Below are 9,925 nucleotides of genomic sequence, written 5' to 3' on the forward strand. Positions count from 1 at the left end.
ATCCCTTCATCGGTAACCGGCAGGAGCGCCGGTAACTAGTAGGCGGCCGCGCCGTGGTTCCAGTAACCGGTGAAGGTCACCGACGACTTCGGTAGTCCGCAGTCGCGTACCAGGTGCCGCCGCACACCCGTGGCCAGGTCCGATTCGCCGGCCACGAACGCATAGCCGGGCCCGTCCGGCAGATCCGCCGCCCGAACCGCCTCGATCACCGCGGTGCCCGGGCGAGTGTCCGGATCCGGCCGCACGACCGTGTGCACCCGCACGTGGGGACCGGTCCGCAGATTCTGTGCCGTGACGTCGTCCGGATCGGCGACCTCCACGAACACCTCGACCGGCATGTCGAACTCCGCCGAATCCAGGATCCCCGCCAGCGCGGGCAGGGCGCTCTCGTCGCCCGCGAGAAGCTGCCACCGCGCATCGGGAATCGGCTGATAGATGAGGCCCTCGTCGAGCAGCGCCAGCTCGTCGCCGGGCCGGACGGTGTCGGCCCACACCGACGCCGGGCCCAGATCCCCGTGCAAGGCGAAGTCGATGTCGATCTCCGCGGTGTCCCCGAACCGTCCCGCACCGGCCGTGCGGTAGCGGCGGATCGTGTAGTTGCGCAGCAGCGGGCGGATGTCGGCGGGCATGGCCTGGAGCCCCGGCCACCACTGGTCGTCGTCCGCGATCGGCAGGTGCAGTTCGCTCTGCCCGGCGTCCGGGAAGAGCATGCGGAACCACTGGTCGAACCCCATCGGGGCGATGCTCGAGAGGCGTTCCCCGCCGACGGTGACGCGGACGAACGACGGGCTGATCCGCTCGGACGCCAGCACCCGGGCGCGCACGAGTTCGCGCGTGGCCGGTTTGAGGAACTTCGAGGTCCTGCGTGCCGCGGTCCGGGCTCGATCGGCCATGTCCACCTCCTGGAAGCCAGCCGAGCCTAACCTATGTCGACCTAACGTCTGTCGACCTGACCGATGTCGACCGGCGACCGTTCGGGTGCGCGACTGTCCACGAGCTCCTGCCCGGTCAGCACGCCCGGCAGACCGCGGCCGTTGCGGGTGAACACCGCCGCCAGGACCGCGACGCACGCGAACGCGGTGACCAGGCCGCTCCACCGCTCGGGGAGCAGGTCGAGCAGGCCGTACCCGCCGATGCCGCCGAGGAACCGGAGCAGACGCGACAACGCCACGGGCATCGACCCGCCCGTGTACCGCAGCCGCACCACGTGATCGCCGGGGGAGGCGCCGGTGACGAGGATGGCGAGCAACCACACCGCGAGAGCGACGCCACCGCCGATGATCGTCGACACCGGCCCGTCGACGGCGGTCGCCCGATCGTCGGCCAGGTAGATCAGGTACACCCTCACCGCGACCGCCACCGTGAAGGTCGTCAGCATGTAGCCGATCCAGTCGCACGCCATCGCCAGCAACCGGCGCGGGACGGTGACCGGGCGCGGTTCCCCCGGATCGGCGTCGCCGGACCGGCCCGCGAGCCCGCGCGGAACCGCGAGAGCCAGCAGCGAACCCAGCACCGCACCGACGGTGTTCGTGAGCAGATCGTCGACGTCGAACACCCGGTACGCGCAGTCGTACGCACCCCACATCCCGGTCAGCTGGGTGAGTTCGACGAACAGGGACGTCGCGAACCCGAGCGCGGCCGCCACCACGATTCCGCGTCCCCCGAGTATCCGGACGAGGAAGCCGAGGGGGACGAACAACAGGACGTTCAGGGCCAACTGGAGGAATGCCGCGTCACCGAGAAGGGCGGTGGGACGGCCCCCGGCGTCCGACCACGCGCCCCTCAGATCGTCGACCGACGCGAAGAGGTCCGTGTTGGTCCCGGCGCACACCAGCGTCTGCGGGTCGGGCAGCGGCAGCAGGGTGTAGGCCCACAGCGCCCAGAAATAGACCAGGGCGGCCACCCACATCGCCAGCCGTCCGACCGAGAGCCTGCCCTGGCGGCGATAGCTCACCGCGACGAACGGCACGAACAGCGCCGCACCGGCGATCATGCCGGCGAAGATTGCGATGACACCGAGTACGACGCGATTGTCCACGTCCGGAGTGTGCCACCCGGGGCGATCAGAACTCCGGACGCTCGAGCGTACGGACCTGTGGTGTCAATCCCCATTCGGTGCGGCCGAGACGGCTGGCCGGAGCGAGCGCGGCGAAATCCGGTGCCCCGTCGTCGGCGAGGACGTCGGGGCGCACCGTGACGGCCACCACGTCACCCATCACCACGAAGCAGTCGCCGACCTCGATAATCCGGTGCAGCGTGCACTCGATCGAGGCGGGGGACTCGGCGACCCGCGGCGGATGCACCCGCTCGCTGCATTCGGCCCGCAGACCCACCTGCGCGAACTCGTCGACGTCGTGCGCGAACCCGGCCGAGGTCGCGTTGACCTGCTCCATCAACGGCACGGTCGCGATGTTGATCACGAACTCGCCGGTCTCGTCGATGTTGCGGACACTGTCCTTGCGCCCCACCGACGTGAACTGCACGACCGGCGGCGCGACGCTCGCGACCGTGAAGAAACTGTAGGGCGCGACGTTGGCCACACCGTCGGCCGAGACCGTCGACACCCACGCGATCGGACGCGGTACGACCGTCGCCGTGAGAAGCCGGTAGAAGCGACCGGGGCTGAGCTCGGCGGGCTCGAAGACTGTGCGCATGCGCCCATTCTCGCCGGGCTCTGCGCACATTCGTACTGTGACACCCCTCCCGATCGACCGGGGGAACGGCTGTCTGCAGCGAACGCCGAACTACGCTGGACGCCGTGAATCCGTCCACCGCCCAGGCCACCGCAGTCGTCGACGAACTCGCCCGAGGCGGTGTTCGCGACGTTGTCCTGTGCCCGGGCTCGCGCAACGCGCCGCTCGCGTTCGCGTTGCAGGCGGCAGACACAGCCGGCCGGCTGCGACTGCACATGCGAATCGACGAACGCACCGCCGGGTTCCTCGCCATCGGCCTCTCGCTCGCGTCCGGCCGGCCCGTGCCGGTCGTCATGACGTCCGGTACCGCGGTCGCGAACCTCGGGCCGGCCGTTCTCGAAGCGAACTATGCCCGCGTGCCGCTCGTCGTGCTCAGCGCGAACCGGCCGTACGAGCTGCTCGGTTCCGGCGCCAACCAGACCGTCGAGCAGCTCGGACTGTTCGGCAGCCAGGTCAGGGCGACGATCAGCCTGGGCCTGGCCGAGGGACTCGAGCAGAACAGTCAATGGCGGTCGGCGGTCAGCCGCGTCCTCGCCGCCGCGCGCGGCACCCGCTCCGGCAACGCCGGTCCCGTGCACTTCGACATTCCACTGCGCGAACCGCTCGTGCCCGACGTGCACGCGCAGGGGCCGGTGCCGGAAGGTCGCGCCGACGGAAGCGCATGGACCACGACGACGCACGCCACCCTCGACGTGCCGCTCGAACTCGATGTCACCGACGACACCGTCGTGATCTCCGGTCACGGCTCGGCGTACCGGCCGGAACTGGCGGGGTTGCCCACCATCGCCGAACCCACCGCGCCGATGCACGGCATCCCGGTCCATCCGATGGCCCTGCCGCAGCTCCAGCCCCGCAAGGCCGTCGTCACCGGCCGGCCGACGCTGCACCGGCCCGTGTCGAAGCTGCTCGCGGACCCGTCCGTCCAGGTGTACGCACTCACCACCGGGCCGCGCTGGCCCGACGTGTCCGGCAACGTGCTGGCCACCGGCACCCGCGCGGTCGTGAGCGGCACTCCCGATCCGGCGTGGCTCGACCGCTGCCGCCGGCTGACCGCGCACACCGACAAGGCGGTGCGCACCCAGCTCGACCGGCATCCGAAAGCGACCGGCCTGCACGTCGCCGCGGCCGTCACCGACGCCCTGCGCCCCGGCGACCAGCTCCTGCTCGGCGCGTCGAACCCGGTACGCGACGCCGCTCTCGTGAGCTACCCGAAACAGGGCGTGACCGTGCTGTCGAACCGCGGGGTCGCCGGAATCGACGGAACCGTCTCCACCGCGGTCGGTGCCGCCCTCGCCTACGAGGACGGCCGCACGGTCGCGCTGCTCGGCGACCTGACGTTCCTGCACGACGCGTCCGGTCTGCTGATCGGCACCGCCGAACCGCGTCCCCGCGACCTGACGATCGTCGTCGCGAACGACGACGGTGGCGGCATCTTCGAGCTGCTCGAACAGGGTGATCCCCAGTACGCAGGGGTGTTCGAACGCGTCTTCGGTACCCCGCACGGCATGGATCTGGCCGCGCTGTGCGCTGCCTACCGCGTCCCGCACACCCGCGTCGATCTGCCCGGATTGACCGCCGCGCTGGCCGACTCGACGGTTCCCGCCGGCGGCATCCGCGTGCTCGAGGTCGCGACCGACCGCGCCGGACTGCGTGAACTCCACGCGGCCGTGCGGGCGCAGCTGTGAGGTCGCGGGCGTGACCGCCACCCCACCCGTCGCCCCACCCGTTCCCGCCCTCACCGCCAACGTGCGGGCCCGCCGGTCCGTGCTCACCGTCGCGATCGCCGTCTCGGTGCTCGCGGTGATCCTCGTGCTCGGCGCGTGGCGCAACGACCGGATCATCGGTTCCGACACCGGAACGGCGACCGCCGAGGTGCTCTCGGCCGGTTCCCTGCGATCGGCGATCAGCTTCGTCACACCGGACGGGGTCACCCACAACCCGGAACTCGGGGTGCTCTATCCGACCGGCCTGACGGTCGGGCAGCGCATCGCCGTCGAATACGCCCGGAGCGAGCCCGACCTCGTCCGCGTCACCGGGCGGGACGCGCGCGTCGCGATCGTGCCCGCCGGGTCCGTGATCGTCGTCACCTGGCTGATCGCGACGCCGGTACTGCTGTATCTGCGGCGTCGGCCCTAGCGGCTGCGCCGTCGGCCCTAGCGGCCTGCGCCGTCGGCCCCAGCGGGTAACGTTTCGGCCGTGGCAACTACTCACGGATCGCGTGCGTCCCTCGACAAGGATCCGCGCGAGGTCGCGTCCATGTTCGACGGTGTCGCCGAGCGATACGACCTGACCAACACGGTGCTGTCGTTCGGGCAGGACCGCGGATGGCGCCGGGCGACGCGTGCGGCGCTGGATCTGAAGCCGGGGGAGCGGGTCCTCGATCTCGCCGCCGGCACCGGCGTGTCTACCGTCGAACTGGGACGCTCCGGAGCGTGGGTCGTCGCCACCGATTTCTCGATCGGCATGCTCAAGGCCGGCAGTTTCCGTCAGGTGCCGATGGTCGCCGGTGATGCCATGAAACTGCCGTTCGCCGACGCGGTCTTCGATGCCGCGACCATTTCGTTCGGACTGCGGAACGTCTCCGACTTCGATGCCGGGCTCCGCGAGATCGCGCGGGTCACCAAGCCGGGTGGACGGCTGGTGGTGTCCGAGTTCTCCACACCGGTCCGTGAGCCGCTGCGCACCGTGTACATGGAATACCTCATGCGGGCGTTGCCGCGCGTGGCCCGCGCGGTGAGCAGCAACCCGGACGCGTACGTCTACCTGGCCGAGTCCATCCGCGCCTGGCCGGACCAGCGGGAACTGGCGCTGCGAATCGAGGCGGCAGGGTGGAAGTCGGTGCGGTGGCGCAATCTCACCGGTGGGATCGTCGCGCTGCACAGCGCAGTCCGTTAGAGCGCTGCACGGCGCTCGGATAGAGCGCTGCCCACCGCTTTCAGGCGAACAGGGGCCGCCGGTCCCAGTGCATCGAGGTGCGCCCGCCCGTCCGCCACGCGCGGGCGACGAGGTCGGCGTCGGCGTCGGTGACGAGGTTGCCCATGACCCGCACCGCGACCGTCATCAGTGCCCGTGAGCGCATCGCGATCGGCCCGGTCGCGGGCAGGAACTGCGGGATGGTGAGCAGGCCCGCGAGCCGCCGGGCCGCCGAGAACGCGCGTCCGTAGCGTTCCCGCAGGAGCGCCGGCCACAGGTGGGTGAGGTCGTCGGAGTCGAGGACCCGGGCGACGAGGCGGCCGCCTTCGAGTCCGTAGTCGATGCCTTCGCCGTTGAGCGGGTTCACGCATGCGGCGGCGTCACCGATGAGCGCCCAGTTGCGTCCGGCGATCCCACTGACGGCACCGCCCATCGGCAGCAGCGCGGACGCCACCCGGGTCACCTCGCCGAGGCCCCATTCCGGGCGGCGCTGCGAGGCGTACAGGTCGATGAGCGGGCGCAGTGACCCCGACGCCGGCCGTGCCGACGTCGCGAGGGTTCCGACGCCGATGTTCACCTCGCCGGTTCCGAGCGGGAAGACCCAGCCGTATCCGGGCTGCAGGGCGCCGGAGGGATCGCGCAGTTCGAGGTGCGAGGTGATCCACGGGTCGTCGCTGCGCGGGGATGCGGCGTAGGCGCGGGCCGCGACGCCGTAGGCGGTGTCGCGGTGCCAGGTCCGGCCGAGGATCTTGCCCAGCGGGGAGCGGACGCCGTCCGCGACGACGAGGCGCCGGCATGCGACGGTCCGCAGTCCGGCGGACGTGCGCATCGTCACGGCGGTGATGCGGTCGCCGTCGCGGTCGACCGAGACGGCCTTCGCGCCGTCGACCATGTGCGCCCCGGCTTCGACGGCGGCGCGGCGGATGCGGTCGTCGAGTTCGGTGCGCGGGACCGCGCTGCCCTGGGTGGGGAACGAGCCGTCCGGCCACGGCAGTTCGAGGCGCTGCCCGAACCCTTCGAGGCGCAGGCCGCGGTTGACGGTGTGGGTGCGCAGCCAGTCGCCGAGCCCGAGGCGATCGAGTTCGGCGACGGCGCGCGGGGTCAGGCCGTCGCCGCACGTCTTGTCGCGCGGGAAGGTCGCCGCGTCGACAAGCAGCACGTCGTGTCCCTTCCGGGCCGCCCAGGCTGCAGCGGACGAACCGGCGGGACCAGCACCGATGACGAGGACATCGGTGCTTTCGGGCAGGGCATTGTCGGCCTGGCGCGACGCGCGCGCGGAGGGTTGTTCCACCACGTGCCCATCTTGTCAGGTGTAGGTTCGGTGCCTCGACGAGGTGGCCGACCGGGGGAACGGCTAGGTTCACTACGGTGGAGCCGAGGCGACAGAACAGGATGGGTACTTCATCGTGAGCACTGAGGGGGCGGCGCAGACCGCCGGTTCGTCCGGCTCGGTGTCGGGAACCGTGGTGGCCGGGGTCGATCTCGGCGATCCGGACCTGGCGGCCACCGTGCGGGACGGACTCGTCCGGGTCGAGGAACTGCTCGTGCAGGAACTGTCCGACGGCGAAGACTTCCTGACCGAGGCAGCACTGCATCTGGCGAAGGCGGGCGGTAAGCGTTTCCGCCCGCTGTTCACGGTGCTGACCGGTCAGCTCGGGCGGAATCCGACGGATCCGTCGCTGGTGACGGCGGCGACGGTCGTTGAGCTCGTGCACCTGGCGACGCTGTACCACGACGACGTGATGGACGAGGCGGCGATGCGCCGGGGCGCGCCGAGCGCGAACGCCCGCTGGGGCAACAGCATCGCGATTCTCGCGGGCGACTACCTGTTCGCGCACGCGTCGCGGCTGGTGTCGACGCTGGGGCCGTCCGCCGTGCAGATCATCGCCGAGACGTTCGCCGAACTGGTGACGGGGCAGATGCGCGAGACGATCGGGGCGCGGCAGGAACAGGACCCGATCGAGCACTACCTGCGGGTGGTGTGGGAGAAGACGGGGTCGCTCATCGCGGCGTGCGGTCGCTTCGGGGGCACCTTCTCCGGTGCCGATGCCGAGCACATCGCCAGGCTCGAGCGGCTGGGGGATGCGGTAGGCACGGCCTTCCAGATCGCCGACGACATCATCGACATCGCGTCGGTGTCCACCGAGTCCGGCAAGACCCCGGGAACCGACCTGCGCGAGGGCGTGCACACCCTGCCGGTGCTGTACGCGCTGCGGGAGTCCGGGCCGGACGCGGATCGTCTGCGGGAGATTCTCGTCGGACCCGTGAGCGACGAGGATCTCGTCGCCGAGGCTCTCGAGCTGCTCGTGCGTTCGCCGGGCATGGCGGCGGCCAAGCGCACGCTGGCGGAGTACGCGGATCGCGCGCACGCCGAACTGGCGGCGCTCCCGCAGGGTCCGGCGAACGACGCTTTGTCCCGTTTGGTGGACTACACGATCGCCCGGGTCGGATAATTCGGCGGGGTCCACTCCCCGGGAACCCGGTGCGTGCCCCGGTTCGTTGAACGACACAGGGTCGTTGAACGGCACAGGGGTCTGTGCTCGGGAAGGGGTGCCAGGTGCACGGGTATGCGAACGGTATGAAGACGGCCGTGCTGTTGATCGGTATGTCGGCGCTGATCGTGTTCATCGGATCCCTGTTCCGCAACCCGACGATCCTGATCCTGTCCATCGTCTTCGCCGTGGGCATGAACGCGTACGCCTACTTCAACAGCGACAAGCTGGCGCTGAAGGCGATGCACGCGCAGCCGATCACCGAGGTGCAGGCCCCGGTGATCTACCGGATCGTGCGGGAACTCGCGACGACGGCGCACCAGCCGATGCCGCGCCTGTACGTCAGCCCCACCAATGCTCCCAATGCCTTTGCGACCGGCCGCAATCCGCGGCATGCGGCAGTGTGCTGCACGAGCGGGATCCTGGACATCCTCAACGAACGGGAGCTGCGGGCGGTGCTCGGGCACGAGCTCTCCCACGTCTACAACCGGGACATCCTGATCTCGTCGGTGGCGGGGGCGATGGCCGCGGTGATCTCGGGTCTGGCGAACTTCGCGATGTTCGCGGGCGCCTTCGGCGGGAACCGGGACGGCGCGAATCCCTTTGCGCTGCTGCTGGTGTCGCTGCTGGGCCCGATCGCGGCGACGGTGGTCAAGCTGGCGGTGTCCCGGTCGCGGGAGTATCAGGCCGACCAGTCGGGCGCCGAGCTGACCGGCGATCCGCTGGCGTTGGCGTCGGCCCTGCGCAAGCTCGAACGCGGCACCCAGGCGGCTCCGCTGCCGCCGGAACCGCGCATCGCGGCGCAGTCGCACATGATGATCGCCAACCCGTTCCGGACGGGCGAGAAGGTCGGCCGGCTGTTCTCGACGCACCCGCCGATGGCGGACCGGATCGAGCGTCTCGAGCGCCTGGCCGGCCTGCGCTGACGGTCGGAGCCAGCGCAGGCCGCGTACGGCGACCGGGCTGTGTGTGTGCCCGGTACAGGGCCCAGGGCATATCTCCCAATCCCCATTTCGGCGCACCCGAGAAGGATCAGGAGACACGCCCTAGCGGTAGTTGACGAACTGCAGGGCCACGTCCAGGTCGGCGTTCTTGAGCAGCGCGATCACGGCCTGCAGGTCGTCGCGCTTCTTGCCGGAGACGCGCAGTTCGTCGCCCTGGATCTGCGCTTTGATGCCCTTCGGGCCCTCGTCGCGGATCAGCTTGGAGATCTTCTTCGCGTTCTCCTGGCTGATGCCCTGCACCAGGGTGCCGGTCAACTTGTAGACCTTGCCGGACTGCGTCGGCTCGCCCGCGTCGAACGACTTGAGCGACAGGTCGCGGCGGATCAGTTTCTCCTTGAACACGTCGAGGGCGGCGAGCAAACGGTCCTCGGTGTTCGCGGTAAGGGTGATGGACTCGTCACCGGACCATTCGATCGAGGCGTCGGTGTTGCGGAAGTCGAAGCGGGTCGCGATTTCCTTCGCGGCCTGGTTCAGCGCGTTGTCCACCTCCTGCCGGTCGACCTTGCTCACCACATCGAACGACGAATCAGCCACGAGGCACTCCACTTCGGATCGAGTTCTGTACAGGTTCCATGCCGACGCTATCGGGTCGTAACCCCCCGTATCCACCCGGTTTGCATTCCAGGGGGGTGTGCGTTGTATTCTTCCAACGCGTCAGGGACACGGTCCCGGATCGCACACCAGGCAGGTTGCCCGAGCGGCCAATGGGAGCGGACTGTAAATCCGTCGGCTTACGCCTACGTAGGTTCGAATCCTACACCTGCCACCGGAACGGCCCCGATCTTCACGGATCGGGGCCGTTCTGCATTTCCGGGTCGTTTCC

The 9,925-nt window shown here is 70.0% G+C and carries 10 protein-coding genes and 1 tRNA gene; 6 read left to right on the plus strand and 5 right to left on the minus strand.

Annotated elements, in window-relative coordinates:
• Positions 1 to 35 precede the first annotated feature (35 nt).
• Genes ACN675_RS17565 through ACN675_RS17575 form a run of 3 tightly spaced genes read right to left on the minus strand, consistent with a single transcriptional unit; the run spans position 36 to position 2,654 of the window.
• Positions 36 to 893 (minus strand): siderophore-interacting protein, encoded by an 858-nt coding sequence (locus ACN675_RS17565; RefSeq protein ID WP_420752055.1) that lies wholly within the window; start codon positions 891 to 893, stop codon positions 36 to 38.
• Between the two features lie 41 nt (positions 894 to 934).
• Complete coding sequence (locus tag ACN675_RS17570; RefSeq protein ID WP_420752056.1) at positions 935 to 2,038, minus strand: VanZ family protein; 1,104 nt, start codon at positions 2,036 to 2,038, stop codon at positions 935 to 937.
• A 25-nt stretch (positions 2,039 to 2,063) separates the two neighbouring features.
• On the minus strand, positions 2,064 to 2,654 hold the full coding sequence (locus tag ACN675_RS17575; protein WP_420752057.1) for a flavin reductase family protein: 591 nt from the start codon (positions 2,652 to 2,654) through the stop codon (positions 2,064 to 2,066).
• 104 nt (positions 2,655 to 2,758) lie between these two features.
• On the opposite strand from ACN675_RS17575, the gene menD reads away from it, so the two are divergent.
• Genes menD through ACN675_RS17590 form a run of 3 tightly spaced genes read left to right on the plus strand, consistent with a single transcriptional unit; the run spans position 2,759 to position 5,588 of the window.
• On the plus strand, positions 2,759 to 4,378 hold the full coding sequence (menD, locus tag ACN675_RS17580; protein ID WP_420752058.1) for a 2-succinyl-5-enolpyruvyl-6-hydroxy-3-cyclohexene-1-carboxylic-acid synthase: 1,620 nt from the start codon (positions 2,759 to 2,761) through the stop codon (positions 4,376 to 4,378).
• 10 nt (positions 4,379 to 4,388) lie between these two features.
• On the plus strand, positions 4,389 to 4,829 hold the full coding sequence (locus tag ACN675_RS17585) for a DUF3592 domain-containing protein (protein WP_420752059.1): 441 nt from the start codon (positions 4,389 to 4,391) through the stop codon (positions 4,827 to 4,829).
• A gap of 60 nt (positions 4,830 to 4,889) precedes the next feature.
• Positions 4,890 to 5,588, plus strand: coding sequence for a demethylmenaquinone methyltransferase (locus tag ACN675_RS17590; protein WP_420752060.1), 699 nt, complete (start codon positions 4,890 to 4,892; stop codon positions 5,586 to 5,588).
• 40 nt (positions 5,589 to 5,628) lie between these two features.
• Here the strand turns inward: ACN675_RS17590 and ACN675_RS17595 are convergent, their stop codons facing one another.
• Positions 5,629 to 6,900, minus strand: coding sequence for a geranylgeranyl reductase family protein (locus tag ACN675_RS17595; protein WP_420752061.1), 1,272 nt, complete (start codon positions 6,898 to 6,900; stop codon positions 5,629 to 5,631).
• Positions 6,901 to 7,012: 112 nt separating this feature from the next.
• Between ACN675_RS17595 and ACN675_RS17600 the strand changes: the two genes are divergently transcribed.
• Positions 7,013 to 8,059 (plus strand): polyprenyl synthetase family protein, encoded by a 1,047-nt coding sequence (locus tag ACN675_RS17600; protein WP_420752062.1) that lies wholly within the window; start codon positions 7,013 to 7,015, stop codon positions 8,057 to 8,059.
• Positions 8,060 to 8,163: 104 nt separating this feature from the next.
• On the plus strand, positions 8,164 to 9,024 hold the full coding sequence (gene htpX / locus ACN675_RS17605) for a zinc metalloprotease HtpX (protein WP_420752063.1): 861 nt from the start codon (positions 8,164 to 8,166) through the stop codon (positions 9,022 to 9,024).
• A gap of 120 nt (positions 9,025 to 9,144) precedes the next feature.
• Here the strand turns inward: htpX and ACN675_RS17610 are convergent, their stop codons facing one another.
• Positions 9,145 to 9,636: a YajQ family cyclic di-GMP-binding protein gene (locus ACN675_RS17610; RefSeq protein ID WP_420752064.1), complete on the minus strand. Its 492-nt coding sequence runs from the start codon at positions 9,634 to 9,636 to the stop codon at positions 9,145 to 9,147.
• 149 nt (positions 9,637 to 9,785) lie between these two features.
• On the opposite strand from ACN675_RS17610, the gene ACN675_RS17615 reads away from it, so the two are divergent.
• Positions 9,786 to 9,868: transfer RNA gene (locus ACN675_RS17615), tRNA-Tyr, on the plus strand.
• The last annotated feature ends 57 nt before the right edge of the window (positions 9,869 to 9,925 follow it).

It is taken from the genome of Rhodococcus sp. O3, assembly GCF_048897285.1.
Taxonomy (GTDB): Bacteria; Actinomycetota; Actinomycetes; order Mycobacteriales; family Mycobacteriaceae; genus Rhodococcus.

Bases quoted from the DNA above. Each gene is read 5' to 3' on its own strand.
- ACN675_RS17565 (WP_420752055.1), bottom strand. From the start codon at position 893: ATGGCCGATCGAGCCCGGACCGCGGCACGCAGGACCTCGAAGTTCCTC.
- ACN675_RS17575 (WP_420752057.1), bottom strand. From the start codon at position 2,654: ATGCGCACAGTCTTCGAGCCCGCCGAGCTCAGCCCCGGTCGCTTCTAC.